This window comes from Sinorhizobium sp. P24N7 (assembly GCF_042436655.1).
In the GTDB taxonomy this organism is placed as follows: domain Bacteria; phylum Pseudomonadota; class Alphaproteobacteria; order Rhizobiales; family Rhizobiaceae; genus Sinorhizobium; species Sinorhizobium meliloti_A.
This window is the reverse complement of sequence record NZ_JBHMIW010000001.1, coordinates 175,121-202,092: the sequence shown is the minus strand read 5'-3', so window position 1 is coordinate 202,092 and position 26,972 is coordinate 175,121. Positions and strand designations below refer to the sequence as shown.

Genomic DNA, 26,972 nt, shown 5'->3' with positions numbered 1-26,972 from the left:
GGGTCCGAGGGGCAGATGCGTCTGAAAGATTGTTATAATTTCCACGATTTCCGTCGGATGGCAAAGCAGCGCCTGCCGTCGCCGATCTTCAACTACATCGATGGCGCGGCCGATGACGAGGTCACCTACCGGCGCAATACGACTGCGTTCGAGGGCTGCGATTTGGTTCCGAATGTCCTGCGCGGCGTCGGCGATATCGACATGTCGGTGACGGTGATGGGCCAAAGGCTGGCGATGCCCGTCTATTGCTCGCCGACCGCGCTTCAGCGTCTGTTCCACCATCAGGGCGAACGTGCGGTGGCGGCAGCGGCGGCGAAGTTCGGCACGATGTTCGGCGTCTCCTCGCTCGGCACCGTCAGTCTGGAAGAGGCCCGGCGGATCTGCGACGGCCCGCAGGTCTACCAGTTCTACTTCCACAAGGATCGTGGGTTGAACCGCGAGATGATGGGGCGCGCCAAGCAGGCCGGCATCGAGGTGATGATGCTGACGGTGGACAGCATCACCGGGGGCAATCGCGAGCGCGACAAGCGCACGGGGTTTGCCATTCCTTTCAAGCTCAATCTCGCCGGCATCACGCAATTTGCGATCAAGCCCTCTTGGGCGGTCAATTACGTTCGCCATGAGCCTTTCAGGCTGCCGCAGCTGGAAAACCATGTCGATATGGGCCGCGGCGCGATGTCGATAAGCCGCTACTTCACCGAGATGCTCGATCCGTCGATGTCCTGGGACGACGTCGCCGAGATGGTGCAGCACTGGGGCGGCCAGTTTTGTCTGAAAGGCGTGATTTCGGTCGAGGATGCCAAGCGCGCGGTCGAGATCGGCTGCACCGGAATCGTGCTCTCCAATCACGGCGGGCGCCAGCTTGACGGTTCACGCACTGCATTCGACCAGCTTGACGAGATCGTTCAGGCCGTCGGAGACAGGATAGATGTGATGATGGACGGCGGCGTGCAGCGCGGCACCCATGTGCTCAAGGCGCTCTCGCTGGGAGCGAAGGCGGTCGGCCTTGGCCGCTATTATCTCTTCCCGCTCGCTGCGGCAGGACAGGCCGGCGTCGAACGGGCGCTGGAACTGATGCGCATAGAGATCGAACGCGGCATGAAGCTGATGGGCTGCTCGTCGGTCGACGAGCTTACAAAGGAAAACCTGCGTTTCCGGTGAGAATGCACCGTGCATTGCCGCGGCGCATGCGGATGGCGCAAGCAGACTGAAGCCTGCCTCGTAAAAATTTTCCGAATCATCTCACACCTTCGATGGCAAGCGGCTTTTTCCGCCGCTCGCGAGAACATCTCCCGGCATATGCGACCTTCATCGCAAGGGTCAGGAGCAGGGGATGCTTATTCCCGCGGGAAGCGCGTCCTGCATCGCCATATCCACGACGGTATCGCCCAGTGAACCCCGATCGGGCCCGCCGCCGATAAGCGGCTCGGCTCATGACGGGTGGCTGAACCGGGCGACCCGCGCGTCCTTCGTGAGGTTGCGAAAATTGGTGCCGCTCATATGCACGAGCGTCCTGTGGTCGCCGCCCTCGAAATAGACGTCGTTTGCCCTGTCGAGGCTCTCGTCGAGAATGACCGGCACGCCATAGGCCTCCCCGATGGGCGGGACGGCTCCGGTCTCGCAATCGTTGAAGAGCTCGCTGACCTCTTCCTCCGAGGCGAGGCCGAGACGGCGGTTCATGACGTCCTGCAGCGTGGAGAGCTCGACCCGATGCGTGGCCGGAACGACGGCGAGCGCATAGCCCATCTCGTGGTGAACGACCACGGATTTGGCGAGCCTGTTGCCCGGCACATGGGCGGCTTCGGCAGTCTGACTGGTGGTTGCGGTACGGTGATGCGCGAGGGTGTCGTAGGTGATCCCTTCGCTGTCGATATAGTCCTGAAGTCTCCTGGCGATCGTCATCGTAGGCGCCTCTCCTATCCTGCTGCAGTGTCCCCAAGCCGTTTGGACTCAAGAAAAAAATGCAGCGCTTCAAAGTGCTACAGCAGCTTTCGGGCGTCCGGCGGGACGCGGGGCACTGTAGTGACGCAGAAGATGACATTCTCCTCTCATCATCGGAGGAGTCAACGGCGAACGGCCGGGTCGGCTACCACACGTAGGGCACGAGCCGGTAGCGCACGCGTTCCGCATAGGCATCGTAGCCGGCGAGCCCCGTACGCAAAGCCTTTTCCTCTATGCCGATCCGGATCGCGAGCAATGCCGCCAGTCCGAGTGCCACGAGCAACCCCCACCAGGAGCCCAGGAACAAAGAGGTTGCGGCGACGAAGAGAAGACTGCCCGTATAGAAGGGATGACGGACGTAACGATAGGGTCCCGTGGTGATCACGCTTTGCGCACGCTCGGTCTGCACCTTGACGACCGGAGATGCGAAGCTGTTTTCGCGCAATGTCCGATAGCTGAATCCGATGGAAAGGACGAGGAGCAGCGCACCCAGCGCCTGCACCCAGACCGGCATGGAAGACCATTTGAATCTCGCTGCATCGAGCGCCATGAAGGCGAAGCCGGCGACAAGGAACAGGAGGATCACCGAAAGGAGCACCTTGTCGGCTAGGGGCTGGCCTTCCTGGATTGGGGGAGCCAGCCTTTCCTTGAGCAGCGCGGGATCGTGCCGGGCAAGGAGCAGCCCGACGAAGAACGAAAGCGCAAGCATGAGGAACAGGTAGCTCCACGCCGCGGGCCAGGCGAGCGTTCCGGCGGAAAGAAAGAGGACGGCTCCGATGAACCCGAACCAGACGATCGTCTGTACGGTCAGCCTAACAAGCATGAGCAAGCTCCTGCATAGTTTGTGCGATGAAGGGCGCTTTAGAGCGATGGACTCCTGGAGATAGTGTTCCGGCCAGCGCTCGCAACTCTCATCTCAGGCGGGTGAAGTGGGATTGGACGGGGCGCGCGCGACGTTCCATCGGGCGCTCGCCGACGTTCACACACTTGTGCTTCGCGCGGAACTTAAAGCCGCATAACGGATTCCCATATTAGATCCGCTGCACCTTCGCTTGGGCCTTGACCGGTTCAGGATCAAGGCATGCGGCAATGCGAAGCACTACAGCCCCTTGCACGTCGAACAGGACGTGCGGTGCTGGAGCAGCACTCGCCGTCCGCAAAGGAGGGACGCGATGTATCGCTATATGATGAAGGAACTGATGCTCATCATCGCCGGCCTGACGGTCTGTGCGGTGCTGTTCCTGCTCGTCCTGTCGCAGGGAGCGGCCGCATCGTTTTGAGCGCGGTTCAGCTCTTCCCGAGAATCTCGATCGTCCTCTTGTCCCGGACGCCGTCGAAGTAAAGGTCGAGCGCCCGGGTGAAGGCGTCGACATCAGGCGCCGCCGCTTCGAAGAGCGTCATCGATGAGCAAAACTTCAAATCGTCCGGCCGCCCGAAGATCTCAAGAGCGTTGCGCCCCCTGACCCCATTGACCGCTTCCGTGCATTCGAGAATACGTCGGCCGAGAAGCGGATGTTCGACATAGGCGCGCGCCTCGCCGAGGCCTGAGAGCGCATAAAACCGGGCCGTCGGCGAATGGCCGAGGCCCGCGATCTGCGGAAAGATGAACCACATCCAGTGGGTCCGCTTGGCCCCGGCACGAAGCTCCGCAAGAGCAGCCGGATAGGTGCTTTCCTGCGCAGCGACGAAGCGTTCGAGATCGAATGCCTCCCTCGTCATCACCCTCTCACCGGTTCATCCATCACCAGCGCTGATGAACATGAACCTTGACGAGCCGCTCGTAAAGCGCCTCGATTGCCGCGAGCGTCGCGCCGTCGATCGGCGCAAGGGCGCTGGCGGCGGCGTTCGACTGCGCCTGCGCGGCATTGCGGGCTCCGGGGATAACGACGGAAACGGCGTCCTGCGCGAGGATCCAGCGCAAGGCGAATTGCGCCATCGGCACATTGGCGGGCACCAGCGTACGAAGCTCGTCGACCGCCTGCAGCGCCACGTCGAAGGGCACGCCGGCAAAGGTCTCCCCGACGTCGAAGGCTTCGCCGTCACGATTGAAGTTGCGGTGGTCGTCTGGAGCAAAGACCGTATCTTTGCCGATCTTGCCCGAAAGCAAGCCGGACGCCAGCGGCACGCGCACGATGACGCCGACATTCTTTTTTTTCGCCTCGGCGAAGAATAGGTCCTGCGGCCGCTGGCGGAAGATGTTGTAGATGATCTGGACCGTGGCGACGCCCGGATATTCGATAGCCTTCAGGGCCTCTTCGACTTTCTCGACCGAGACGCCGTAATGGCGGATCTTGCCCTTGGTGACCAGCCCATCGAGCGCGCCGAAGACCTCGGGCCGATAGTAGACCTCCGGCGGTGGGCAGTGGAGCTGGACGAGATCAAGCGTTTCGACGCCGAGATTTGCGAGGCTGCGGTCGATGAAGGCCTCGATATTGCCGCCTGTATAGCCCTCCACCACGTGCGGATTGAGCCGGCGTCCTGCCTTCGTGGCGACGAATGGTTTCTCCCCGCCCCGTTCCCGCAGCACCGCGGCGATGATGTTTTCGGAACGCCCGTCGCCGTAGACGTCTGCGGTGTCGATGAAGGTGACGCCGCTGTCGAGGGCGGCATTGAGCGCGCGCTTGCCATCCTCCTCGCTGACGTCGCCCCAGGAGCCGCCGATTTGCCAGGCGCCGAAACCGATCTCCGAAATCGTGGCGCCCGTTCGTCCCAAGATCCTTGTTTTCATCGAATGTATCCTATCCATTGTGCTGCCGGAACTTCAGCTCCGGGTGGTTGGCATAACTATGACGAGAGTGGCGCAGATGAAAGCTCAGTCGCAGAGTGTCACGAGCGCCTTGCCGCGACTGAGATCGCTCACCAGAGCGAGCACGTCGTCTAATGCGTCTTGCCGTATCTCGACCGACAGCACCGCACCGGTGCCGGTGAAACTCTCGGAGGCGATCGACACGCCGCGCGCTGCCAGCCGCGCCTTGATGAGCGCGAGATCGGCGAAGTCGCAGGCGATCTCGGCGCGCTGACGCTCGATGAGCTCGATCTTCTCCGCCGCCCGCAGGCAGAGCGCCGCCGTGCCGCCATAGGCACGGACCAGTCCGCCGCTGCCGAGCAGAATGCCGCCGAACCAGCGCGTCACGACGACGGCGACGCGATCCAGCGACTGGCCGTCGATCGCCGCAAGGATCGGCTTGCCCGCCGTCCCGCTTGGCTCGCCGTCGTCGCTGAAGCGATAGCTCTGGCCGACCCGCCAGGCCCAGCAATTGTGATTGGCCGCAGTGTCCGAGTGGGCGGCAATGAAGGTCTTGGCCGACGGTTCGTCCTCGATCGGCCCGGCAATCGCGAGAAAGCGGCTCTTCTTGATTTCCTGTGTCGAGGTCTCGATGCGTTGGAGCGTGAACATCCGCTTTGTCCCGATTCTTCCAGCGGTCATAGCGGACGGATGGCGCACCGTCATCGTCAAGGTCACCCCTCCCCAACCCCTCTCCACAAGGGGGAGGGGCTGGGGAGGGGCAAATCGGGGGTTCAGACCGGGTAGATTGTCGACAGATTAGACCGGGATGATTGTCGACAGGTTAGATTGGCATCTGAGGGGGACCTTTTGATGCCGTTTAACGAGACTTGTCGGATGGAAGAGCGGGTTCGGATGCTTTCGGATTATGACAGCGGGAACTGGAGCGTTTCGGAGCTTTGCCGTCGATACGGTGTTTGCCGCGATACGTTTTACGCGTGGCGCAGTCGGCGCGACAGCGGGGTTTCGGACTGGTTTGTGGATCGCTCGCACGCCCCGCAGCACTGCCCGCACCGAACCGCGGAGGGCCTGAAGGAAGAGATCGTCGCAATGCGGCAACGTTTTCCCGATCTGGGGCCGCGCAAGCTGTTGGCAAAGCTTTCGCGTCAGGCGCCGGAGATAGTCTGGCCGGCGGCGTCGACGATTGGAGACATTCTCAAGGGGGCCGGACTGGTTTCGCCGGTGAAGCGCCGCCGCCGGCCGATCGACCAGCGGCGGCCGTATGCAGCGGTAACGGCTGTGAACGACGAATGGAGTACCGACTTCAAGGGCTGGTTTCGCACCACGGATCAGCAACGGATCGACCCGTTGACGATCACAGACGGCCACAGCCGCTTTCTGATCGATGTCCGGATCGTTGCGCCGACGATCGAAGGGGCCATCCCGGTCTTCACCGAGGCTTTTCGGGTTTACGGCCTGCCGCTGGCTATCCGCTGTGACAATGGTGCGCCGTTCGGATCACGCGGGGCCGGCGGACTGACACGGCTTTCGGCTTGGTGGCTGAAGCTGGGCGTGGAGCCGCATTTCATCAATCCGGCTTCACCGCAGGAGAATGGCCGGCACGAACGGATGCACCGCACGCTCAAAGCTCACACGTCGCGCCCGCCAGCCGCGAGTGCGGCAGAGCAGCAGGACCGTTTCGATGCCTTCCGCTGGTACTACAATCACGAGCGCCCGCATGAAGCGCTCGAGCAACAGCTGCCGGCCGAGTTCTACGAGCCCTCGCAGCGGCCGATGCCGGTTCAGGCGGAAGACCCCTGGTATGACGCCGATCACCAGGTCCGGCGCATTCGCAACTCCGGCGAGATCAAGTGGAAGGGCGGACTCGTCTTCATCAGCGAGGCGTTGATCGGCGAGCTCGTCGGCATCGCCGAACTTGAGACCGGCGACTACGTCGTGCGCTTCTGCGACCTCGATATCGGCCTTATCGATCGCCGCGGCAGGTTCAGCCGGTTCGCTCCGCCCCGTCCGGGGCTTCGCGAACCCGCTGAACCTGCCGCAACCCAAAATCTGTCGACAATCATCCCGGTCCAAAATGTCGACCATCAACCCGGTTGAACAGCGGATCCAGACCGGTTGAGAATAGACGCAGGGAGGCACTCTATCCGTGATCATGTCCCTCATGGTCGCCGAGCGACGGCAGGTCGAGGCTGAAGGTTTTGGCAAGATCGGCGACTTGCTGCGGGCTGAGATAGCGGGGATTAAGGTTGCGCAGCAGCAGGTAGAGCTTTGCGGTCTCTTCCAGTTCCTCCGTCGCAAAGATCGCGGCCTCCAGAGTGTCGCCGGCGACGACGGGACCGTGATTGGAAAGCAGCACGGAGGAATATTTGCCCGCAAGCCCGCGGATCGCATCGGCGACGGCCGGGTCTCCGGGGCGGTAATAGGGCACGAGCGCAGTCTCCCCGGCCCGCATGAGATAATAGGGCGTCATCGGCGGCAGAGCCGCTTGCGGATCGATCTCCGGCAGCATCGTCAGCGCGACCGCGTGGGTCGAATGGAGATGCACGATGGCACGGGCGCTGCCGCGCGTCTCGTAGAGGGCGGAATGAAGCGGGATCTCCTTGGTCGGCTTGTCGCCCGAGACAAGCCGACCGCCGGCATCGAGGCGCGAAATACGCGCTGGATCGAGGAAGCCGAGCGAGGCATTGGTGGGCGTCACCAGCCAGCCGCCGTCATCGAGTCTCATCGATATGTTTCCGGAAGAGCCGGGGGTCAGGCCCCGCTCGAAGAGAGACCGGCCGTAGCGGCAGATTTCCTCGCGAAGACGCGTTTCGGACATTGGTGGTCCTTTCGTTCAGGCTGTATCGCCTTCGATCAGTTCAAATCCAAGATCGGCGATGTGAGACGGGTGATCGTTGATGACCAACTCGGCCGCCAGCTTTCCCGTCGCGACGCGAGGCGTGCGAATGGTCGTCAGAGGCTGCGGCGTGGCCTGGCCGATATCGAGGCCGTTATGGCCGAAAAGGGCGAGTCTGGTTGGGACGGAAATGGCGCGTGCAAGACAATGAAAATATCCGCCGAGCGCCATGTCGTCGTTCGAGAAATAGACCGCATCGAGTCCCGGCGCCCTTCGAAGAAGCTGCTCGAGCCCCGCCCGCCCGCTCCCAACCGAAGAAGCGCCCGGACGGATTTCCCGATCCACAAGGGCGACGCCGGCCAGGTTCAGCGCTTCACGGAAGCCGTCGAAGCGTTTGCCGGCGCGTGTGTCGCGGTCGAGATCGTGGCCGACATAGCCGATCCGGCGATAACCGCGCTTCAACAGGAATTCGGCGCTCGCCCGACCCGCCTCACGATTGGAAAAGCCGACCGCCAGGTCTATGGCGCTCCCGTCGATGTCGAGCAGTTCGACGACGCGACAGCCGCTCGCCCGCAGCATCTTGAGCGTGCCTTCCGTATGCTCGAAGCCGGCAAGCATCACCGCCGTCGGCCGCCAGGCGAGCATGGCGGCGACGAGGGCCTCCTCGCGCTCCGGCTCATAGTCCGTCACGGAAAAGACGGCCTGATAGCGATTTTCCTCCAGAACGGCGCCTGCACCCCGCAGCACGTCCGGGAACACGATGTTGGTGAGCGACGGGATGACGAAGGCAACGAGCCGGGACCCCGCCGAGGCCAAGGTTCCGGCGATCCGGTTCGGCACGTAGCCAAGCCGCTCGACCGCATCCAACACGCGCTCGCGGGCCTTGCCGGAGAACGAGCCGTGATTGCGCAGCACGCGGGAAACCGTGCTCTCACCCACGCCCGCGGCTTCCGCCACCTCTGCGAGCGTTACGGGTGTCTGCTGCTTGAAGTCCGTCGCCACTTCGCGCCTGTCCAGTTTGACGAGACCGTTCACGGCTCTCATCGACTTCATAGGCGGATTTTTTTGGCAGCGCTACCAATTTTGGTTGGCAGCGCTGCCAAAAATCCCTAAACGAGTGACCGGCAACTGGAGGGAGACGAAATGACATCGAAGATCGCAGTGCTCGGGCTCGGCTCGATGGGCTTCGGTATGGCGTGCTCGTTGAAAAGCGCCGGCCTCGACGTGTTTGGCTACGACGTTGCCCCGCCCGCAGTGGAACGTTTCGTCGCCGAAGGCGGTCGCGGAGCGGGCACGCCAGGCGAAGCCGTGACGGGCGCCGACATCGTCGTTTCGGTGGTCGTGAGCGGCGCGCAGACCGAAGCCGTTCTGTTCGGCCGGGACGGCGTTGCAGACGCGATGAAGCCCGGCGCCGTCTTCATATCGTCCGCGACAATGGATCCGGCGATCGCGCGCGACCTGGCGCAGCGGCTCGAAGGACTGGGGTTTCACTATCTCGACGCGCCGATCTCAGGCGGCGCGGCAAAGGCATCGAAGGGCGAACTGACGATCATGGCCTCGGGATCGCCGCAGGCCTTCGCCGCCGCCCGGCCGGCGCTCGACGCCATGGCCGCCAAGGTTTACGAACTCGGCGAGACTGCCGGGACCGGCGCCGCCTTCAAGATGATCAACCAGCTTCTCGCCGGCGTGCACATCGCGGCCGCCTGCGAAGCGATCGCCTTCGCGGCGAAACAAGGGCTGGACCTCGACAAAGTATACGAGGTGATCACCGCCTCGGCCGGCAATTCCTGGATGTTTGAGAACCGCATCCCGCATGTGCTGGCGGGAGATTACGCCCCGCTGAGCGCCATCGAGATTTTCGTGAAGGACCTCGGCATCGTCCAGGATATGGCGCGCGCGGAGCGCTATCCGGTGCCGCTCGTGGCGGCCGCACTGCAGATGTATCTTGCAGCCTCGGGCGCAGGCATGGGGCGCGACGACGATTCCTCCCTCGCGCGGCTCTACGCCCAGCTCTCCGGGGCCACGTTGCCCGGCACAAATAACCCCTAAGGAAGACGCGCATGCCCGTTTTTGCCGCCAATCTGACGATGATGTTCACCGAGTGGCCGTTCCTCGACCGCTTCGACGCGGCGGCCGACGCCGGGTTCGCCGCCGTCGAGTACCTTTTTCCCTACGAGGTGCCGCCGGAAGCGATCGCCGAACGGCTTGCCCGCAACAGGCTCGAGCAGGCGCTGTTCAACCTGCCGCCGGGCGATTGGGCAGCCGGCGAGCGCGGCATCGCCGCCCTGTCCGGTCGCTTCGACGGGTTGAAATCGGATGTTGACAAGGCGCTCGACTACGCGGCGGCGACCGGCGCCAAGCGCCTGCACCTGATGGCTGGTCTTGCTGATTCGCGCGACCCGGAGGCCGCATCCCGTTACCGCCGCTCGGTCGCCTATACCGCCGGGCGCCTGGCCGACGAGGGCATCGATCTCCTCGTCGAGCCGATCAACGGGCGCAACATGCCGGGATATTTCCTCAACGATTTCGGGACCGCCGAGCGGCTCATCGCCGAACTGGCGCTCCCCAACCTGAAGCTGCAATTCGACATCTATCACCGGCAGATCCTGCACGGCGACGTCGCAATGGCTCTCCGCCAACTGATGCCGGTCACCGGCCACATCCAGATCGCCAGCGTGCCCTCGCGGCACGAGCCCGATGGCGAGGAGTTGAACTATCGCTACCTCTTTGATGAAATCGACCGGCTCGGCTATGGCGGCTTCGTCGGCTGCGAATATAACCCGCACGGCCGGACGCTGGACGGCCTCGGCTGGTTCAAACCCTTTCGACGGAGCTGACCCATGACAATCCTGCTCGGATCGATCGCCGACGACTACACGGGCGCCTCCGATCTCGCGAATACGCTGACGAAGAACGGGCTTCGCACCGTGCAGACGGTCGGCATTCCCGATCCGTCGCTCGCCCTGCCCGACGTCGATGCAGTGGTCGTTTCCCTGAAGATCCGGTCGGTCGCAGCGGAGGAGGCCGTGGCCGCCGCCCTCGCGGCCGAAAGCTGGCTGCGCGGCCGAGGCGCCGCCCATGTGCTCTACAAGATCTGCTCCACCTTCGATTCGACGGATCTCGGCAATATCGGGCCGGTGACCGAAGCGCTTCTGAGCGTCTCGGGCGGCGACATCGCCCTCGTTACGCCGGCCTTTCCGGAAACGGGGCGAACCGTCTATCTCGGCCATCTTTTCGTCAACGGCCAGCCGCTTGACGAAAGCCCGTTGAAAGACCACCCGCTCAACCCGATGCGCGATGCCAATCTGGTGCGGGTGCTCACCCGCCAGTCGCGCGGCAAGGCCGGCCTCATCGACCTGCCGACCGTCACGCGCGGAGCCGATGCGGTAAAGGCGCGGCTCGATCGGTTACGAGCCGAAGGCGCCGCCGCGGCAATCGCGGATGCCGTCTTCGAACGCGATCTCGAAACGCTCGGCGAAGCGGCGCTCGAAATGCCCGTCTCCACCGGCGCGTCCGGCCTGGGTCTCGGCCTCGCCCGTGCGCTTCTGCGCTCCGGCCGCGCTTCGGCAAGCGACGGGGAAAGCGACGCCATCCGCCCCGTCGGCGGTCTTGCCGCGGTGGTCGCAGGCAGTTGTTCGGCGGCAACGCTGAAGCAGCTCGACGCGGCGGAACGCCATATGCCGGTGCTGCGGCTCGACACGGAAAAGCTCCTCGACGGATCGGACGAGATTTCCGCAGCCGTCGCCTGGGCCGGGGAACGGATTGCCCAAGGCCCCGTCGCCATCGCCGCGAGTGCCGCGCCCGAGGTCGTTTCGCGTCTGCAGGCGCGCTACGGGCGAGAGGCATCCGGGCACGCGATCGAAACGGCAACCGCCGCTATCGCCGGTGAACTGGTGGAGCGCGGCGTGAGACGCCTCGTCGTCGCCGGCGGAGAGACCTCCGGCGCGACCGTCGACAGGCTCGGGATTCCGGCTTTCCTCATCGGTCCGGAAATCGCGCCCGGCGTCCCCGTGCTGAGGACGATCGGCACTGCCGGAAACGAGATGTTGCTGGCGCTGAAATCGGGGAACTTCGGCGGCGAGGATTTCTTCGCCACGGCACTGTCTATGATGCGGTGAGAGGGAAGGCGGGCGGTCCCCCTCGTATCCGCCGCCCGCCCGCTGCACGCTTCCTCAAATCGGACCGAGTAGACCATGCAGACTTTGCGCTTGCCGCAGCGCGTCCGCGCGACGGATCTTACAGGCCGTTGTCCTTCAGTATCTGCGCGGCGTTTTCCTTGGTCACCTTCATCGTGTCGAGCGTGACGGTCTTTTCGACCTTTTCCCCCTTCAGGAACTTCACCGCCTGGCGTAGACCCTCTGCTCCCGGCGTCGCATAGAGGAAGGTCGCGGTCAGTTCGCCGTTGTTGACCCAGGTCACGCCTTCGTTCGGGAGCGCGTCGATGCCGATGAACTTCATTTCCTTCTCACGACCTGCGTCCTTCGCCGCCAGATAGGCGCCATAGGCCATCGGATCGTTGTGGCCGTATACGAGATCGATCTTCTCGTTGTTGCGCAGCGCCGTCGCCATGATGTTGTAGGCCTGGTCCTGCTTCCAGTCGCCGGATTGCTGATCGAGCAGGTTCTTGATGCCGGGCTCCTTGTCGGTGAACTCGTGGAAGCCGTCGTGGCGGTCGTGCGCCGGCTGGGTGCCCATGCCGCCCCATATCTCGACGATATTGCCCTGAGCCTTGCCCTTTCCGCCGAGAAGCTCGACCGCATATTCGCCGGCCGCGCGGCCGATCAGTTTGTTGTCGCCGCCGACGAACTGGGTGTACTGGTCGGTCTCGACGTTGCGGTCGAGAACGAAGACCGGGATCTTGGCATCGATCGCCTGCTGCACCACGCCGGTGAGCCCTGCGGACTCTTTCGGCGACACGAGCAAGGCATCCACCTCCTGGCGAATGAGGTTCTCGACGTCTGCCACCTGCTTTTCCGTCCTGTCCTCACCGTCGGTTATGATCAGTTCGACGTCCGGATGCTTTGCCGCCTCGGCGATGATGTCCTTGTTGAACTGCGCACGCCACGGTTCGATCGTCGTCGCCTGGCTGAAGCCGATGCGAAACTTCTTGTCCTGAGCCAGGGCGTCGTGCGCCGGCATGAGCACGGTCGTCGCGGCGAGAACGGCGGCGACCGCCGTCAGTTTGATGATGTCACGGCGTTTCATTTCTTCTTTCCTCCCATTGTCATGGATAACGTCTCTCCCGACGTCCGCTCCTCGGCGGACGTATCTCCTTGAGCCGGGCGCCGGCTTGCGCCCGGCAGCCGCAATTGCGCGAGAAGGTCGTAGGCATTGCGCTCCTGAACGAGCACCGTGCCGATGATGATCACGCCCTTCAGCACCAGCTGAAGATTGGAATTGATGTTGTGGAGCTGCAGGATATTGGAGAGCAGGCCGAAGATCAGGACGCCGCAGAACGTCCCGGCAAGGCTCCCGCGCCCTCCCATCAGGCTCGTCCCGCCGATGACCACTGCCGCGATCGCATCCAGTTCGAGGCCCGCGCCGGCGTCCGGCTTGCCCTGCCGGTACTGCGCCACATAGAGGACCGCGGCGATGCCCGCGAGAAGACCCGATACCGCATAGGTGACGATCTTCACCCGGCCCGCATTGATGCCGGAAAGGCGCGCCGCCTCCTCGTTTCCGCCGATCGCATAGACATAGCGGCCGAAGGGGGTGAACCGCAGCACCGCGCCATAGAGAAGAATCGCGACGATGAAGAATATGCCGGGCATCGGCACGATGCCGAAGACGAGCTGCCGCAGCATATCGAAATCGGCGGTCGCATTGCTGCCGGTATAGACCGGCAGCACGGCGTTGTTCTGCCCGGCGGTGAGCCGGGCGATGCCGAGCGCCGTGACCATCATGGCAAGCGTGACGATGAAGGGCTGCAATCGTCCGACCACGATGATCGCGCCGTTGACCGCGCCGAACATGAGTCCGACCGCCGGCGCCACGAGCAGAACGCCGAGCACGCCGAATTTCGTCTGCATCTGAGGCAGAAGGAAACTTAGAACCAGGGCACAGAGAACGATGCCGGCTGCGGCGGGCAGAACGGTACCGCGGGTCCGGTCAAGCCGGATGTCGCGGACATGTGTCACGCCCGCACGTGATTTCTCGATATTCAGGAAGACGAAGCGTACTGCCGCCGCACCGCCGACCAGAACGGCAAGCCCGACGGACGGCAGCCCCAGATAGAGGGCGGCCGTGTCCCCCGGAACGGTCAGGAGCATTGCGCAGACGACGGTACAGATCGCCATCAGCGAGCCGACCGAAAGGTCTATGCCGCCCGTCAGAATGACGGCCGTCATGCCGGTGGCGATCAGCCCGGTGGTCGATACCTGCCGCAACACGTCGAGGAGATTGCCGGAGGAGAGAAAGATGTTCCTGCCCGACGACGTTACCGGCGAGGACAGGACTCCGATCAGGAAGATGGCGATCAGCCCCCAATAGAGTTTCGTACGGGAGAGAGCCTTCAGGAAATACATGCAACCGCCCTTCCGCGTGCGCTCCGCGGAGCGGCGAGCTGCATGATGCGCTCCTCGCTCGCCTCCTCCCGGGAGATGAGCCCGGTCTGCCGTCCCTCGGCCATCACCAGAATGCGGTCGGCGAGGAGCAGAAGCTCCGGCAGTTCGGAACTGACCACCACGATCGCCAGCCCGTCGCCGGCGAGCTTGAAGATGAGATCGTAGATCTCGCGCTTCGCACCGACGTCGATGCCGCGTGTCGGCTCGTCGAGAAGAAGGACACGCGGACCGGTCGCCAGCCACTTGCCGATGACGACCTTCTGCTGGTTGCCGCCGGACAGGGTTCCCGCCGCCTGATCGGTGCTCGCGCAGCGCACGCCGAGCGCATCGACTGCCCCTTTTGCGAGCGCACGCTCGCCTTCGAAGGAGCGCAGCCCGAATCGGGCGAGCCTTCCAACAAGCGGCAGGGCCACATTGTCTCTGATCGATTCGTGAAGATGCAGCCCCTTCGCCTTGCGGTCCTCCGTCACCAGAGCAAAACCGAGGCGGCGAGCATCGCGTGGCGAGCGGATATCGACGGCGATGCCGTCCAGCCGGATTTCACCGCCGCGAAGGCCTTCATTCGATGCAAAGATCGTCTCCAGGATTTCCGTGCGTCCCGCGCCGAGCAAGCCGCCGATGCCGAGGATCTCGCCGGCGCGAACGTCGAAGCTCACGCCCTTCAGCACGTCGCGCCAGCCATGGCGTCCGGGCACGGCAAGCGACAGGTCCCTGACCGAAAGGACGGGCTCGCCGCCGCCGTTGCCCCGGTCGGCCGGATGCGCGTCGAGGAGGTTGCGGCCCACCATTGCGGCGATGATCGTATTCTCGTCCAGTCCGGCCATCGGCCGGGTCCAGACATGCCGGCCGTCGCGGAAGACGGTGACCCGGTCGCTGAGCTGCATCACCTCGTCGATCCGGTGCGAAATATAGATGATGCCGACGCCGTCGGCCGCGAGTTGCCGCATGATCTTGAAGAGGCGTCGACACTCGCCGGGCGAAAGCGCCGAGGTCGGTTCGTCCATGATCAGAATGCGCGCTTCAACGGAGAGGGCCTTCGCGATCTCGACGAGCTGTTGTTCGCCCACCCGCAATTGCCCGACGCGCGCCTCCGGGTCGAGTTCGATGCCGAGACGGTTCAACAGCCCTCGTGCGGCCTCCAGGCTCGCCTTGCGATCCACGAAAAGACCGGCGATCACCCGTTCGCGGCCGAGAAAGATGTTGTCGGCGACGCCGAGTTCGGGGACGAGGTTGAGTTCCTGATGGATGATGGCGATCCCGGCCGCCTCGGCATCGCGCACATTGGAGAAGCGGGCGGTTTCTCCATCGACGCGGAAGGTGCCCTCGTAGTCCGGGTAGACGCCGGACAAGACCTTCATCAGCGTCGACTTGCCGGCGCCATTCTCGCCCATGAGCGCATGGATTTCGCCCGCGCGCAGTTCGAAGCGCACATCCTTGAGCGCCGCGACGCCGCCGAACGATTTCGAAACCGCTTCGGCCGCCAGAACTGGCCGGCCGGATTCTTTGGTGACCGAATCACGGGGGATAGCATCGCGCATGATATTGGCAGCCTCCCTACCGCCGACATCTGACGCTCTATTCGCCTATTTCCTGCAGCCTATTCTAAACGTTTCGACACTGTCAAGCAGGCGGTTCCGGACTTGATTGCCTAATTCCAGCAATTCAAATACAGTTTCGCGAGCAAATCATCTAAACGTTTCAGAAGAAATGCAGCAGCGACGAAATTCACGGAAATCCGGTGCACCGACCATGCTCGACGTCGCCAAGGCGGCGCATGTCTCTGTGGCGACGGTCTCGGCCGTGATCAACGGCTCGGCCCCGGTCAGTCCGGAATTGCGCAGCCGCATAGAGCAGGCGATCGGCCTCATAGGCTACAAGCGCAACGCGATCGCCCGCAGCCTCAAGCTCGGCACGACCCGCACCGTAGGCCTGATGGTTGCCGATATCACCAATCCCTTCTTCACCGATGTCGTGGCGGTGATCCAGGACGTGCTGCATCGGGCCGGCTACGCCGTGATGCTCTGCTGCAATGACGAGGACGTTGCCTTGCAGGACGAGCAGATCGCCCTGTTGATCGACCGGAGCGTGGACGGCCTGATCATCGCGCCGGCCGGAGACGACGAGACGCTGAAGCGCATGATCGCTAACGCCAATCTTCCAACCGTGCTGATCGACAGGCTTTGCGACGGCATCGACACCGATGCGGTCGTGCTCGACAATCGTCGCGCGGTTCAGGATGCAACGGTCTATATGCTCGGCCTCGGCCATCGGCGCATCGGCTATATTTCGGGCTCGCTCGACACTTCGACCGGACGGGAGCGTCTTGCCGGCTATCGGGCAGCGTTGGAGGCGGCAGGCCTCCCCTGCGAGGAGGACCTGATCCGGATCGGCAATTTTCGGGAGAAGGACGCCTACACCGCGGCGATCCAGCTGCTGACAAGTCCCGAGCGGCCAACGGCGATTTTCTCCGCCAACAACCTGATGGTCATCGGGGTGATGAAGGCGATCCGGGATATCGGCCTTCGCTGCCCGGACGACGTTTCGGTCGCAAGCTTCGACGATTTTCCCTGGGCCGACGTCTTCCAGCCGCATCTGACGACGATCGCCCAGCCAGTCCAGGCGATCGGCGAACAGGCCGCGCAGCTCGTGCTCGACCGCCTTTCCGGCGCTAGCCCGGAAGCGCCACGCCGGCTCGTGCTTCAGGGAAGACTGGTGATTCGCGACTCCTGCCGGCCGGCCGGCAGCCTGGCGCCGCGCGCGATCGCGTGACCCAATTTTCGCAAAAGGATCGCGCTATCGGGGCTTCAGTCGTCGTGCAAGGCGCGAGCGATCGGCGGGCCGAAATTCAAATCGCGGAACCTTGCCGCAAAGCCCGCGCGCTCCGGCGAACAGGCCGTGACGCCGGCCTCGGCATCAGCGGCGGAAAAGGGACAGAGCCGCGCCATCTGCCAGCGTTCCTCGCCAAAGCGGAATTGCACCCGCACCGCATCGTCATGCCGCGTCAGCCGCACCTCCAGTGGGTCCGAAGGCGCCCTTGCGTGCAACGGGATGACCGACCAGTCCGATACGCCGCGCGTCACGACCACGCTGAAATGCATCAGCCCATCGGTATATTCGATACCGCATTTGATCCAGTTCTGTTCGTCGAGCCGCAGCATCAGACCGGCCTGGTCGTAAAGCTGCTCATACTGGCCGACGATCTTCGCCGAGGCGGTGAAATCGCCTGAAACCGGACGAAGATAGGCATGTCCGCTGTCGCGCACGAAGCCGTAGAAGGTTTCGCGCCAGAAATCCGTCTTGGCGTCGGTTCTGAGCGACAGATCGCGTTCGTCGCCCTCCCAGCTTGCCGGCTCGTTCAGCCAGCGATAGGCGCTTGCCATTCTGTCCCTCCATCCGTCCCAGTGTTTAATTGCTCGGCAGCTGTCGCGCACCCCACTCGCTCTTCGGGATCGCCTTGCCGATTGCGAAGCTGAAGGAAGTGACCGATGTCGTCTCGGGGCTCACTTCGCATTTAAAGTCGATGGCGTACCATGTCGACCGGCTGCGGAAGGCGCCGCCATCGGCGTTCAGGCCCGTCGGCGAGATGAAGCCCCCCGAAGGGCCGAAGGGAACGAGCATGTCCGGAAAGGCGCCGGGCATTTCACGCCGCACCTGCTCGAGCGCTTCGATGCTGCAGAGCTGCACGATCCGCTTCTTCGGCGGCAGCCTGCCGATCGCCTGTTTCACGCGGGGGTCCGACAGGGCGTTTTCAGAATAGAGTTCCTTCGCCTGGACGAGCTGGTTCGACTGGCGTTCGGCCATGGCCTCGGCCGGCTTTTGCGCCGGGTCCGCCCTTGCTTCCTCCACGACCGGTTTCTCCTGGGGAACAGCTGCAGCCGGCGGCGTGGCTGCGGCCTCGGCCGCCTCGTTCGCTGCGCTCCGGGCATCGACGCGCAATTCCGCAAGCGCGGTCCTGCTTTCCGCCGGCTTTTCGCTGGCGGTGTTTTCCTTTTGTGCCGGGGCGGGGCGCGAGGCCTCCGGCGTCTCGCTCGGCGTTTCGATCTTTTTCGGCGCGGCCGGAGGCAATTCGGGCCGAGGCGGCTTTTCCGTTTCGACCGGCGCTGCGGCCGACTCGAATGCCTCAGGCTGAGGACGCGTTTGCTCGCTCTTGGCCACGTTCGGCTTTTGCTCGGGCTTTTCTGCACTCTTCGGCTGCGCAACGAGCTCGACGCTGACGCTTTGCTCCTTTGCCGGCGCAGACAATTCCGGCAGCCGGACCAGCAACAAGAAGGCGAGCGCCAGGTGCAGGGCGAGCGAGGTCGGCATGCCCCAACCGGTTTCTCCCCACATTTTCCTGGCGAAGTGCTGCATTGCTCAAAGATCACGGACTCGGAAGCACCGAACCTAAGAGTTCGAGCGCCCCGCAACAAGTGCGGGGCACGTGTCGGTCAAGCGTATTCGACCTGATAAGGCTTTTCGAAGAAATGCTCCTCGAGATTGCACCCGCTGCCGCCGCGGTCGATGACGACGAATTCGGAGGTCGAACGAAGCGGCGTCAGAATTCCGTGCCAGACATTTTGGGCGATGTTGACCCCCTGGCCCGGCGCAGTCTCGAAGGCGATCGGCTCGCCGGGTTCCCCGCCTTCGTCGGGCGCGACGACCACGAGAAAGGGATTTCCCGTCAGCGGGATGAAGGCCTGGCTTCCGAGCGGATGCCGTTCCACCATCTTCAGCGTCAGGGGGATGTCGTAGGGCTCGCCCTTCAAGAGGCTGACCAGCGTTCGGGCTTCCGGCCCGCTCGTCTCCACCTTCGCAAGGTCGTGATAGCGGATGCATTTGCCGGCGTTGATCGGAAAGCTCTTCGCATCGTCAGGCTCGATGACGTCGCCGAAGGGCGCGAACTCGCCGTGCGAAAGCGGGCGGATCGGTAGAGGTATCATGGTCTTTCCTCCCTGGTTGACCAATTGCCTTTGGGCGCCGGCACCGATCACTGGATCAGCACCGCCCTGAAATCATTGACGTTCGTGCCCGTCGGCCCCGGCTTGAAAAGGTCTCCAAGCGCATCGAAGGCCGCCCAGCTGTCGTTCTTCTGAAGCAGCGCGGCGGCATCCAGGCGCCGCGCCAGCAGGCGCGCGATCGTCGTATGATCGGCGAAGGCGCCGGCATTGTCCTCGGATCCGTCGATGCCGTCGGTATCCGCGGCGAGCGCCGAGATCCCGCCGATACCGTCGATGCCGAGCGCCAGCGACAGCAGGAACTCGCTGTTGCGCCCGCCGCGACCTTCGCCCCGGACCGTCACCGTCGTTTCGCCGCCGGAAAGGATGAGGGCGGGCTTCGGAAAGGGACGGCCGCGCAGCGCCGTCTCGCGCGCGATGGCCGCATGAACGAGCCCGACGTCGCGTGCCTCCCCTTCGATCGCATCGGAAAGAATGACGGCCTCTACGCCCGCGGACCGGGCCTTGGATGCCGCGGCCTCCAGTGAGACGCCTGCCGAAGCGATCAGCCGCACCTCATTGCGGGCAAGGCGTGGATCGGAAGGTCTCGGTGCATCCGCCGCAGCGCTCGCCAGCCAGCGCATGACCTTTTCCGGCAAAGCGAGGCGATAGCGCTCGACGATCTTCAGGGCGTCGTGGCGGCTGGCTGCGTCGGCGACCGTCGGGCCGGATGCGACCAGCGCCGCGTCGTCGCCGGGAATATCGGAGACGACGAGAGAGACGACCCTGGCCGGATGGGCCGCGGCGGCAAGGCGGCCGCCCTTGATCAAGGAAACATGCTTGCGTACCGCGTTCATCGCTCTGATCGGCGCGCCCGACGCAAGTAGCGCCCGATTGACGGCGATTTCATCCTCGAGCGAAAGCTCCGGTGGTGGTGCCGGCAGGAGCGCCGAACCGCCGCCGCAGATCAGCGCCACGACCAGGTCATCCCCGGTCAGGCCGCTGACCGCCGCGAGGAGCCGCTTCGATGCCTTCAGCCCGTCCTCGTCCGGCAAGGGATGGGAGGCTTCGAGCACCTCGATCTGCCTGCAGTGCGCGCCGAAACCGTAGCGCGTGACGACCACGCCGCTGAGCGGCCCCTCCCAGGCGCATTCGAACGCCCGGGCCATCTGAGCAGCGCCTTTGCCGGCTCCGATGACGACCGTGCGCCTCTTCGGCCGCTCCGGCAGATTTGCGGCGATGACGCGTTCCGGATCAGCGGCGGACACCGCAGAGGCGAACAGGCTCTCCAGGAATTGACGCGGGTTGGCGATGGCGGCCATTGTTCCTCCCGTTTGGAAATACGCGGGCGGCGGCTCCTCCTTCCGCCGCCCGGATGCATGATCTCCCCGACGGATGAGGCCGCCGGCCGATCATGCGCGTCCTCGATCGCGACTTATGCGACCTCGTGGTTCGCCATACGCTCGAGCGCCCGCACGAGCCCGGAGTGGTCAAGCGCGCTGTCGCCATTGGCGGCGCAATTGTTGAAGAGCTCCTGGGTTGCCGCCGTGTTCGGCAGCGAGATGCCGAGGCTTTTCGCTCCCTGCAGCGCGAGGTTCAGGTCCTTCTGGTGCAGCGAGATGCGGAAGCCCGGCTCGAAGGTACGCTTGATCATCCGATCGCCATGGACCTCGAGAATGCGCGACGATGCGAAGCCGCCCATCAGTGCCTCGCGGACACGGGCCGGATCGGCTCCTGCCTTGGACGCGAAGACCAGCGCCTCGGAGACTGCCTCGATGGTCAGCGCCACGATGATCTGGTTTGCGACCTTGGTGACCTGACCGTCGCCGCAATCGCCGACCAGCGTGATGTTCTTGCCCATCAGCTTGAAGAGCGGCAGGGCGCGTTCGAAGGAGCTCGGCTCGCCGCCGGCCATGATGCTGAGAGAGGCGTTCTTGGCGCCGACCTCGCCTCCGGAAACCGGGGCGTCGATATATTCGGCACCGGTTTCGCGTACCTTCTTGGCGAACTCCTTCGTTTCGATCGGCGAGATGGAGCTCATGTCGATGACGAGCTTGCCCTCGCCCAGGCCGTAATAGACGCCATTCTCACCGAACAGGACATCCTTCACTTCCGGCGTATCGGGCAGCATCAGGATGATCGTGTCGACCGTTTCCGCGAGCGCCTTCGGCGTTTCGACGATTTCCAGCCCGTTGTCGACGAGCTCCTGGCGCGGCGGGATGGCGAATTTGGACGTGATGATCTTGTGACCGGCATCCTGAAGGTGGCGCGCCATCGGCGTGCCCATGATACCCAGTCCAATGAAACCGATAGATGCCATCGTGCTTAGCTCCTGATTTGGATGATGTCTGCGGATTGCTTGCGCCGGCGCTCGGTGCCGAGCCACCCAAGTCCTTCCGCGGTGGTCGTCAGCGGCTTGTATTCGCACCCGATCCAGCCGTCGTAGCCGGCGGCTTCCAGCGCGTCGAAGACGAAGGGGTAGTTGATCTCGCCGGTCCCCGGCTCGTTGCGTCCGGGATTGTCCGCAAGCTGTATGTGCGCGATCTTTTCTCGGTAGCGCCTGTAGGTGCCGACGAGTTCGCCTTCGGTGCGCTGCTGGTGGTAGAGGTCGTACTGGACGAAGAGGTTGTCGCTCCCCACCTCCTCGATGATCGACGCCGCCTGCCCGACCGTGTTGAGATAGAAGCCGGGAATATCGAAGCGGTTGATCGGTTCGATCAGGAGGCGGATGCCGCACTTGCCGAGTTCGGCCGCCGCAAGCTTCAGATTGGCGACGAGGGTCGTGCGCAGCACGCTGTCGGGCACACCGTCCGGCGCAATCCCCACGAGGCAATTGACCTGACGGCAGCCGAGCGCGGTCGCATAGTCGATGGCCGTGGCGACCCCCTTGCGGAATTCGTCGATCCGATCCGGCAGGATCGCGATGCCCCGTTCGCCGCCGGCCCAGTTGCCGGCCGGCAGGTTGTGCAGCACTTGCGTCAGGCCGTGGCGGTCGAGCTCGCCGCGCAGCGCCACCTTCTCGAATTCGTAGGGGAAGAGATATTCCACGCCTTCGAACCCGGCATTGGCGGCCAGTGCGAAACGGTCGAGGAACGGCGCCTCGTTGAACAGCATCGTCAGGTTCGCAGCAAATCTCGGCATGCGATCACTCCTCTGTGGTAGCGGGATGCGGGCGGAACCGCGCAGGACGTTCTTCAATCGAGAAGGGCGGCAATCGCGGTCGGGGCATCCTCGCCGCGCTCGGCGAGTTCCTCGAACTCGACGACCGCGTTGATGTCCGCCCCCATGGCGATATTGGTGACGCGCTCCAGGATGAATTCGATGACGACGGGCACCTGGTGCTCTTCCATCAGCGCCTGCGCCCGATCGAAGGCGTCGGCGAATTCATTTGGGCTCCTGACGCGGATTGCCTTGCAGCCGAGCCCCTCGGCAACCGCCACATGGTCGACCCCGTAACCCTTCTCCGCGTCGCCGTCGGCATTGATGTTGTCGAAGGCCAGACTGACCTCGAAATCCATGTTGAAGCCGCGTTGGGCCTGACGGATCAGCCCGAGATAGGAATTGTTCACGACGACATGCAGGTAAGGCAGCTTGTGCTGGGCGCCGACCGCGAGCTCCTCGATCAGGAACTGGAAATCGTAATCGCCGGAAAGCGCAACGATTTTCCGGTTCGGATCGGCGGCCCGCACGCCGAGTGCTGCCGGCAGCGTCCAACCGAGCGGACCGGCCTGGCCGCAATTGATCCAGTTGCGCGGCTTGTAGACGTGCAGGAATTGCGCGCCGGCAATCTGGCTCAAGCCGATGGTCGAGACGTAGCAGGTGTCGCGGCCGAAAGTCTTGTTCATCTCCTCGTAGACACGCTGGGGTTTCAGCGGGGTCTGATCGAAATGGGTCTTGCGCAGCATCGTCCGCTTGCGCTCGCGGCACTCCTCGGCCCAGGCCGACCAGTCGCGCAGCTTGCCGGCAGTCTTCCATTCGGTTGCGACGTCGAGGAAGAGCTTGAGCGCGGCGCCTGCGTCGGAGACGATGCCGAAATCGGGCGCGAAGACGCGGCCGATCTGCGTCGGCTCGATATCGACATGGATGAACTTGCGGCCCTCCGTATAGGTCGGGACGTTACCGGTGTGGCGGTTTGCCCAGCGATTGCCGATGCCGAAGACGAAATCGGAGGCGAGCAGCGTCGCATTGCCGTAACGGTGCGAGGTCTGCAGGCCGCACATGCCGGCCATCAGCGGATGGTCGTCCGGGATGACGCCCCAGCCCATCAGTGTCGGAACGACCGGAACGCCGGTGATCTCGGCGAACTCGGTCAGGAGATCCGAAGCGTCCGCATTGATGATGCCGCCGCCGGCGACGATCAGCGGCCGCTCTGCCTCATTGAGCATGGCAAGCGCCTTTTCGGCCTGCGCACGGGTGGCGGCGGGTTTGTAGGCGGAGAGCGGCTCGTAGGTTTCCGGATCGAATTCGATCTCGGCAAGCTGGACGTCGACCGGCAGGTCGATGAGGACCGGCCCCGGCCGACCCGAGCGCATCAGGTGGAAGGCCTTCTGGAAGACGAAGGGGACCAGCGCCGGCTCCATGACGGTGACCGCCCATTTGGTGACCGGCGCCGCGATTTTCGCGATGTCGACCGCCTGGAAATCCTCCTTGTCGAGACGCGCACGTGGCGCCTGCCCGGTGATGCACAGGATCGGGATCGAATCCGCGGATGCCGAGTAGAGGCCGGTGATCATGTCCGTGCCGGCCGGGCCCGAGGTGCCTATGCAGACACCGATATTGCCGTGCTTGGCGCGGGTATAGCCCTCCGCCATGTGCGAAGCCCCCTCGACGTGGCGAGCGAGGATGTGACGGACCGATCCGCGCGCCCTGAGGGCCGAGTAGAATGGATTGATCGCCGCGCCGGGTACGCCGAAGGCGCAATCAATCCCTTCTTTTTCCAGAACATAAACCGCTGCATCGACTGCGCGCATCTTGGCCATGGGAACTCCTCCTGTTTGATTGGAAGGTAAATCCATGCTGCACCTATTTCAACGCGTTTATGGAAATCATTCCCATTATATGGAAATAAAGATTTTCAACAAATAGGAGAAAATCGGACGCAATGGCTGTAGAGCATGATCTCAGGCGGCAACTGATTTGGAGACTGGCATGGAGGCGAACGGAAGGGGAAAGAGAGGGCGCAAGGCGGGAGAGAACGCCGCCCCGGCTTCCGTTCAGGTGCTGGACAGGAGCCTGTCCCTGCTGGCGATCATCGCCGAAGGGGACGGCTCGACCTTGACCGCGCTTTCGGAGCGCTCAGGCATGGCACCTTCGACCGTGCACCGGCTGCTGACGTCGCTCGCCCAGCACGGGATGGTGGCCAACGACGCCGAGGCCGGCACGTGGACCGTCGGGGTCAAGGCTTTCGAGATAGGCAACGCCTTCCTGCGCTTCCGCAAGCTCGGCACGATCAGCCGTCCTTTCCTGAAGCGGCTCATGGATGAAAGCGGCGAGACGGCGAATATCGGCATTGAGGAAGACGGCGACGTCGTTTTCATTTCCCAGGTCGAAAGCCACGCTCCGATGCGCGCCTTCTTCCGTCCCGGGCGGCGGGGCCCGATCCACGCTTCCGGCATCGGCAAGGCCATTCTGTCGACTTGGTCCGATACGGAGATCGCCAAGACTTTGAGCGGCAGAACGCTGCCCTGCTTTACCGGTCGGACGCTCGCCACGCTGCAGGACCTGATACGCAATGTTCAGGAGATCCGCTTCCGCGGCTGGTCGGTCGATGACGAAGAGCACACGCTCGGCATGCGCTGCATCGCAGCCCCGCTCTTCAACGAGTACGGCGAGGCGATCGGCGGCATCTCGATCTCCGGCCCCACCGTCCGTATCGACGACGAGAGGCTCGGCATCCTCGGCCCCGCCGTGCGCCGCACGGCGGACGAATTGACGCGCGCGATCGGCGGGCATAGGCCGGAGGAAGGCTGAAGGCGCTCCGCATCCAGCTGGTCTGGTATGTCATGCTTCGAAGTCCGTATCCGCGGCGGATGCCACAGGCAGAACGCGGAAGCGGAATCGAGGGCAAGCGGCTCGACCTCGACCTATCTCACCTTGGTATCGATCCTTTTGCCCGGCGAGCCTTGCGCTGCCTCCAGAAAGGCTGCGATGACGGGTCCGGGGTTCGGCCGGCTGATGACGTACACGTCGGCTTCCGGCGCGGGGTCGGCGAGCGGCCGGTAGACGACCCCCGGTCGCGAAAGAGTCCTTATGCATTCCGGGACGAGTGCGACGCCGAGCCCAGCGGCAACGAGGCTGGTGAGGGAATAGGATTCCACGACCTCGTTCGTGATATCAGGTACGAATCCCGCCGCCACGCAGCAATCATGCAGGTAGCGGGCAAAGCGGGAGTCCGCGAGCCGCAGGAAGACGAAACTTTCCTGCCGCAGGTCGCCGAGCGCGATTTTCCCGAAATCCGCCAGTCGATGGTGCTCGGGCAAGGCGATACCCACCTTCTCATGCCAGGCGACATTCGCGACGAGATCCGGATGGTTCCGGGGCCTGCGCACGAAACTGAGGTCGGTGCGATGGGAGAGCAAGGCCGCCTCCTGCGCCTCGGGGTCCATTTCATGGATACGGACGAACACGCCGGGCCACGCATCCCGGAACCGCGCGATCAGGTTGGACAACGGCCCCAGCAGCACCGAGCCGGTCGTCGCAATGTTCAGCGCTCCTACCTGCCCGGAACCGATGGCGCGCGCCTGGCGGGTCGCATGCTCCACCTGGCCGAGAATCATCCGGGCGTGTTCGAGAAAGTCGGCGCCCGCCTCGGTCAGCTCGACATTGCGGCTGGAACGCTCGAACAGCCGCGTGCCGACTTCCGCCTCCAGATCCCTGATCTGCTGGCTCAATGGCGGCTGGGAGATGTTGAGGCTCCTCGCCGCCGCCGTGAAGCTTTCGGCCTCGGCGACAGCAACGAAATAGCGCAGGTGACGTAGCTCCATCGCGAAGTCCTATCGATACATCATTCCTCTGGATCGAGTGGAACAATATATTGGACGTATCGCGGATCAAGCCTGTAAAGTCCTGGTAGAGAGGCGGAAGAACCGTTTCACCTGGCATTCGATGGGATTCACATGCAGAAGAACTACTATTTTCCGGAAGGCGGCCACCCGCCTCAGACCAGCCTGCTTTCCGACCGCGCCATCTTCACCGAGGCCTATGCGGTCATTCCGAAGGGCGTCATGCGCGACATCGTGACGAGCTATCTGCCCTTCTGGACGAATACACGGCTCTGGGTGCTGTCGCGCCCGCTTTCCGGCTTCGCCGAGACCTTCTCGCAATATATCATGGAAGTCGGCCCTTCTGGCGGCAGCAATCGGCCGGAGACGGATCCCCGCGCCGAGGCCGTGCTGTTCGTGGTGGACGGCGAGTTCCATCTGACGCTCGGAGATGAGACGCATCTGATGCAGTCCGGCGGCTATGCCTTCATTCCGCCGGGCACCAAATGGAGCCTCAGAAACGAATCCGGTGCGCCGACGCGATTCCACTGGATCCGCAAGGCCTATGAGGAAGTCGACGGGGTTCCCCTTCCCGAACCGATCGTCACCAATGAGCGCGACATCCCTCCCTCGCCCATGCCGGAAACGGACGGGCGCTGGGCCACCACCCGCTTCGTCGATCCTTCCGACATGCGCCACGACATGCATGTCACGATCGTGACCTTCGAGCCCGGCGGCGTCATCCCGTTCATGGAAACCCATGTGATGGAACACGGACTCTACGTGCTCGAAGGCAAGGCCGTGTACCGCCTCAACAACGACTGGGTGGAGGTGGAAGCCGGCGACTATATGTGGCTCAGGGCCTTCTGCCCGCAGGCCTGCTATGCCGGCGGACCGGGCAAATTCCGCTATCTGCTCTACAAGGACGTGAACCGCCATATGACGCTCGGCAATCCGGGCAGGCTCGCCTGATATTGCAGCCTGCCGTGATCC

The 26,972-nt window shown here is 63.8% G+C and carries 26 protein-coding genes; 8 read left to right on the top strand and 18 right to left on the bottom strand.

The genetic code is table 11. The features are described 5' to 3' along the window. Positions 1-15: 15 nt before the first annotated feature. Positions 16-1,161 (top strand): alpha-hydroxy acid oxidase, encoded by a 1,146-nt coding sequence (locus tag ACFHWW_RS00900; protein WP_026168519.1) that lies wholly within the window; start codon positions 16-18, stop codon positions 1,159-1,161. Between the two features lie 270 nt (positions 1,162-1,431). On the opposite strand, the gene ACFHWW_RS00895 is transcribed toward ACFHWW_RS00900, so the two are convergent. From ACFHWW_RS00895 to ACFHWW_RS00875, 5 genes are all read right to left on the bottom strand, one after another. Further along, positions 1,432-1,902 carry an aminoacyl-tRNA deacylase gene (locus ACFHWW_RS00895; RefSeq protein ID WP_018094065.1) on the bottom strand — a complete coding sequence of 157 codons (471 nt, stop codon included), beginning with the start codon at positions 1,900-1,902 and terminating at the stop codon, positions 1,432-1,434. A gap of 184 nt (positions 1,903-2,086) precedes the next feature. Continuing rightward, positions 2,087-2,764 carry a methyltransferase family protein gene (locus ACFHWW_RS00890; RefSeq protein ID WP_379937045.1) on the bottom strand — a complete coding sequence of 226 codons (678 nt, stop codon included), beginning with the start codon at positions 2,762-2,764 and terminating at the stop codon, positions 2,087-2,089. Between the two features lie 464 nt (positions 2,765-3,228). Next, positions 3,229-3,660: a DUF1810 domain-containing protein gene (locus ACFHWW_RS00885; protein ID WP_379937044.1), complete on the bottom strand. Its 432-nt coding sequence runs from the start codon at positions 3,658-3,660 to the stop codon at positions 3,229-3,231. 22 nt (positions 3,661-3,682) lie between these two features. After that, positions 3,683-4,669 (bottom strand): aldo/keto reductase, encoded by a 987-nt coding sequence (locus ACFHWW_RS00880; RefSeq protein WP_338277906.1) that lies wholly within the window; start codon positions 4,667-4,669, stop codon positions 3,683-3,685. Positions 4,670-4,753: 84 nt separating this feature from the next. After that, the gene (locus ACFHWW_RS00875) at positions 4,754-5,338 is read right to left on the bottom strand and encodes an IMPACT family protein (RefSeq protein ID WP_379937043.1); all 585 of its coding nucleotides are present in this window, start codon (positions 5,336-5,338) and stop codon (positions 4,754-4,756) included. Positions 5,339-5,539: 201 nt separating this feature from the next. On the opposite strand from ACFHWW_RS00875, the gene ACFHWW_RS00870 reads away from it, so the two are divergent. Next, the gene (locus tag ACFHWW_RS00870) at positions 5,540-6,784 is read left to right on the top strand and encodes an integrase core domain-containing protein (RefSeq protein ID WP_379937042.1); all 1,245 of its coding nucleotides are present in this window, start codon (positions 5,540-5,542) and stop codon (positions 6,782-6,784) included. A gap of 43 nt (positions 6,785-6,827) precedes the next feature. On the opposite strand, the gene ACFHWW_RS00865 is transcribed toward ACFHWW_RS00870, so the two are convergent. Both ACFHWW_RS00865 and ACFHWW_RS00860 read right to left on the bottom strand, forming a co-directional pair. Further along, on the bottom strand, positions 6,828-7,505 hold the full coding sequence (locus tag ACFHWW_RS00865; RefSeq protein ID WP_379937041.1) for an aldolase: 678 nt from the start codon (positions 7,503-7,505) through the stop codon (positions 6,828-6,830). Positions 7,506-7,520: 15 nt separating this feature from the next. Next, positions 7,521-8,525, bottom strand: a complete 1,005-nt coding sequence (locus tag ACFHWW_RS00860; protein ID WP_338282306.1) for a LacI family DNA-binding transcriptional regulator — start codon at positions 8,523-8,525, stop codon at positions 7,521-7,523. Positions 8,526-8,666: 141 nt separating this feature from the next. Between ACFHWW_RS00860 and ltnD the strand changes: the two genes are divergently transcribed. From ltnD to otnK, 3 genes are read left to right on the top strand one after another with little or no spacing between them, the layout of a single operon-like run. Beyond that, on the top strand, positions 8,667-9,572 hold the full coding sequence (gene ltnD, locus ACFHWW_RS00855) for an L-threonate dehydrogenase (RefSeq protein WP_324764588.1): 906 nt from the start codon (positions 8,667-8,669) through the stop codon (positions 9,570-9,572). 11 nt (positions 9,573-9,583) lie between these two features. After that, positions 9,584-10,360: a 2-oxo-tetronate isomerase gene (otnI, locus tag ACFHWW_RS00850; protein WP_379937040.1), complete on the top strand. Its 777-nt coding sequence runs from the start codon at positions 9,584-9,586 to the stop codon at positions 10,358-10,360. 3 nt (positions 10,361-10,363) lie between these two features. Beyond that, the gene (otnK, locus tag ACFHWW_RS00845; RefSeq protein ID WP_379937039.1) at positions 10,364-11,641 is read left to right on the top strand and encodes a 3-oxo-tetronate kinase; all 1,278 of its coding nucleotides are present in this window, start codon (positions 10,364-10,366) and stop codon (positions 11,639-11,641) included. A gap of 118 nt (positions 11,642-11,759) precedes the next feature. Here otnK and ACFHWW_RS00840 read toward each other — a convergent pair whose 3' ends face one another. Genes ACFHWW_RS00840 through ACFHWW_RS00830 form a run of 3 tightly spaced genes read right to left on the bottom strand, consistent with a single transcriptional unit; the run spans position 11,760 to position 15,624 of the window. Beyond that, positions 11,760-12,728, bottom strand: coding sequence for a substrate-binding domain-containing protein (locus ACFHWW_RS00840; RefSeq protein WP_324764586.1), 969 nt, complete (start codon positions 12,726-12,728; stop codon positions 11,760-11,762). Beyond that, positions 12,725-14,047 (bottom strand): ABC transporter permease, encoded by a 1,323-nt coding sequence (locus ACFHWW_RS00835; protein WP_379937038.1) that lies wholly within the window; start codon positions 14,045-14,047, stop codon positions 12,725-12,727. The genes ACFHWW_RS00840 and ACFHWW_RS00835 overlap by 4 nt, the downstream gene beginning before the upstream one ends. Next, positions 14,035-15,624 carry a sugar ABC transporter ATP-binding protein gene (locus ACFHWW_RS00830; protein WP_379937037.1) on the bottom strand — a complete coding sequence of 530 codons (1,590 nt, stop codon included), beginning with the start codon at positions 15,622-15,624 and terminating at the stop codon, positions 14,035-14,037. The genes ACFHWW_RS00835 and ACFHWW_RS00830 overlap by 13 nt, the downstream gene beginning before the upstream one ends. A 211-nt stretch (positions 15,625-15,835) precedes the next feature. Between ACFHWW_RS00830 and ACFHWW_RS00825 the strand changes: the two genes are divergently transcribed. Further along, positions 15,836-16,855 (top strand): LacI family DNA-binding transcriptional regulator, encoded by a 1,020-nt coding sequence (locus ACFHWW_RS00825; protein WP_379937036.1) that lies wholly within the window; start codon positions 15,836-15,838, stop codon positions 16,853-16,855. A 35-nt stretch (positions 16,856-16,890) separates the two neighbouring features. Here ACFHWW_RS00825 and ACFHWW_RS00820 read toward each other — a convergent pair whose 3' ends face one another. From ACFHWW_RS00820 to gcl, 7 genes are all read right to left on the bottom strand, one after another. After that, entirely contained in the window at positions 16,891-17,466 is a 576-nt protein-coding gene (locus ACFHWW_RS00820) for a DUF1349 domain-containing protein (protein WP_338281823.1), read from the bottom strand. Positions 17,467-17,491: 25 nt separating this feature from the next. After that, positions 17,492-18,415 carry a DUF930 domain-containing protein gene (locus tag ACFHWW_RS00815; protein WP_379937035.1) on the bottom strand — a complete coding sequence of 308 codons (924 nt, stop codon included), beginning with the start codon at positions 18,413-18,415 and terminating at the stop codon, positions 17,492-17,494. Positions 18,416-18,513: 98 nt separating this feature from the next. Further along, entirely contained in the window at positions 18,514-19,005 is a 492-nt protein-coding gene (locus ACFHWW_RS00810) for an ureidoglycolate lyase (protein WP_018096250.1), read from the bottom strand. Positions 19,006-19,052: 47 nt separating this feature from the next. Then, positions 19,053-20,321, bottom strand: coding sequence for a glycerate kinase (locus tag ACFHWW_RS00805; RefSeq protein WP_379937034.1), 1,269 nt, complete (start codon positions 20,319-20,321; stop codon positions 19,053-19,055). Positions 20,322-20,434: 113 nt separating this feature from the next. Beyond that, positions 20,435-21,319: a 2-hydroxy-3-oxopropionate reductase gene (locus ACFHWW_RS00800; protein ID WP_379937033.1), complete on the bottom strand. Its 885-nt coding sequence runs from the start codon at positions 21,317-21,319 to the stop codon at positions 20,435-20,437. Positions 21,320-21,324: 5 nt separating this feature from the next. Next, entirely contained in the window at positions 21,325-22,140 is an 816-nt protein-coding gene (gene hyi, locus ACFHWW_RS00795) for a hydroxypyruvate isomerase (protein WP_100671367.1), read from the bottom strand. A gap of 53 nt (positions 22,141-22,193) precedes the next feature. After that, positions 22,194-23,978 (bottom strand): glyoxylate carboligase, encoded by a 1,785-nt coding sequence (gene gcl, locus ACFHWW_RS00790; protein WP_338281833.1) that lies wholly within the window; start codon positions 23,976-23,978, stop codon positions 22,194-22,196. Between the two features lie 169 nt (positions 23,979-24,147). On the opposite strand from gcl, the gene ACFHWW_RS00785 reads away from it, so the two are divergent. After that, positions 24,148-24,969 carry an IclR family transcriptional regulator gene (locus ACFHWW_RS00785; protein WP_018096245.1) on the top strand — a complete coding sequence of 274 codons (822 nt, stop codon included), beginning with the start codon at positions 24,148-24,150 and terminating at the stop codon, positions 24,967-24,969. A 113-nt stretch (positions 24,970-25,082) separates the two neighbouring features. Here the strand turns inward: ACFHWW_RS00785 and ACFHWW_RS00780 are convergent, their stop codons facing one another. After that, positions 25,083-25,982, bottom strand: coding sequence for a LysR family transcriptional regulator (locus ACFHWW_RS00780; protein WP_379937032.1), 900 nt, complete (start codon positions 25,980-25,982; stop codon positions 25,083-25,085). 132 nt (positions 25,983-26,114) lie between these two features. Here ACFHWW_RS00780 and ACFHWW_RS00775 point away from each other — a divergent pair, with 132 nt between their 5' ends. Next, positions 26,115-26,951 carry a bifunctional allantoicase/(S)-ureidoglycine aminohydrolase gene (locus tag ACFHWW_RS00775; protein ID WP_379937031.1) on the top strand — a complete coding sequence of 279 codons (837 nt, stop codon included), beginning with the start codon at positions 26,115-26,117 and terminating at the stop codon, positions 26,949-26,951. Positions 26,952-26,972 lie beyond the last annotated feature (21 nt).

Coding starts and splice junctions, on each gene's coding strand:
- ACFHWW_RS00900 (WP_026168519.1), top strand. CDS start 16: ATGCGTCTGAAAGATTGTTATAATTTCCACGATTTCCGTCGGATGGCA.
- ACFHWW_RS00895 (WP_018094065.1), bottom strand. CDS start 1,902: ATGACGATCGCCAGGAGACTTCAGGACTATATCGACAGCGAAGGGATC.
- ACFHWW_RS00890 (WP_379937045.1), bottom strand. CDS start 2,764: ATGCTTGTTAGGCTGACCGTACAGACGATCGTCTGGTTCGGGTTCATC.
- ACFHWW_RS00885 (WP_379937044.1), bottom strand. CDS start 3,660: ATGACGAGGGAGGCATTCGATCTCGAACGCTTCGTCGCTGCGCAGGAA.
- ACFHWW_RS00880 (WP_338277906.1), bottom strand. CDS start 4,669: ATGAAAACAAGGATCTTGGGACGAACGGGCGCCACGATTTCGGAGATC.
- ACFHWW_RS00875 (WP_379937043.1), bottom strand. CDS start 5,338: ATGTTCACGCTCCAACGCATCGAGACCTCGACACAGGAAATCAAGAAG.
- ACFHWW_RS00870 (WP_379937042.1), top strand. CDS start 5,540: ATGCCGTTTAACGAGACTTGTCGGATGGAAGAGCGGGTTCGGATGCTT.
- ACFHWW_RS00865 (WP_379937041.1), bottom strand. CDS start 7,505: ATGTCCGAAACGCGTCTTCGCGAGGAAATCTGCCGCTACGGCCGGTCT.
- ltnD (WP_324764588.1), top strand. CDS start 8,667: ATGACATCGAAGATCGCAGTGCTCGGGCTCGGCTCGATGGGCTTCGGT.
- otnI (WP_379937040.1), top strand. CDS start 9,584: ATGCCCGTTTTTGCCGCCAATCTGACGATGATGTTCACCGAGTGGCCG.
- otnK (WP_379937039.1), top strand. CDS start 10,364: ATGACAATCCTGCTCGGATCGATCGCCGACGACTACACGGGCGCCTCC.
- ACFHWW_RS00840 (WP_324764586.1), bottom strand. CDS start 12,728: ATGAAACGCCGTGACATCATCAAACTGACGGCGGTCGCCGCCGTTCTC.
- ACFHWW_RS00835 (WP_379937038.1), bottom strand. CDS start 14,047: ATGTATTTCCTGAAGGCTCTCTCCCGTACGAAACTCTATTGGGGGCTG.
- ACFHWW_RS00830 (WP_379937037.1), bottom strand. CDS start 15,624: ATGCGCGATGCTATCCCCCGTGATTCGGTCACCAAAGAATCCGGCCGG.
- ACFHWW_RS00825 (WP_379937036.1), top strand. CDS start 15,836: ATGCTCGACGTCGCCAAGGCGGCGCATGTCTCTGTGGCGACGGTCTCG.
- ACFHWW_RS00820 (WP_338281823.1), bottom strand. CDS start 17,466: ATGGCAAGCGCCTATCGCTGGCTGAACGAGCCGGCAAGCTGGGAGGGC.
- ACFHWW_RS00815 (WP_379937035.1), bottom strand. CDS start 18,415: ATGTGGGGAGAAACCGGTTGGGGCATGCCGACCTCGCTCGCCCTGCAC.
- ACFHWW_RS00810 (WP_018096250.1), bottom strand. CDS start 19,005: ATGATACCTCTACCGATCCGCCCGCTTTCGCACGGCGAGTTCGCGCCC.
- ACFHWW_RS00805 (WP_379937034.1), bottom strand. CDS start 20,321: ATGGCCGCCATCGCCAACCCGCGTCAATTCCTGGAGAGCCTGTTCGCC.
- ACFHWW_RS00800 (WP_379937033.1), bottom strand. CDS start 21,319: ATGGCATCTATCGGTTTCATTGGACTGGGTATCATGGGCACGCCGATG.
- hyi (WP_100671367.1), bottom strand. CDS start 22,140: ATGCCGAGATTTGCTGCGAACCTGACGATGCTGTTCAACGAGGCGCCG.
- gcl (WP_338281833.1), bottom strand. CDS start 23,978: ATGGCCAAGATGCGCGCAGTCGATGCAGCGGTTTATGTTCTGGAAAAA.
- ACFHWW_RS00785 (WP_018096245.1), top strand. CDS start 24,148: ATGGAGGCGAACGGAAGGGGAAAGAGAGGGCGCAAGGCGGGAGAGAAC.
- ACFHWW_RS00780 (WP_379937032.1), bottom strand. CDS start 25,982: ATGGAGCTACGTCACCTGCGCTATTTCGTTGCTGTCGCCGAGGCCGAA.
- ACFHWW_RS00775 (WP_379937031.1), top strand. CDS start 26,115: ATGCAGAAGAACTACTATTTTCCGGAAGGCGGCCACCCGCCTCAGACC.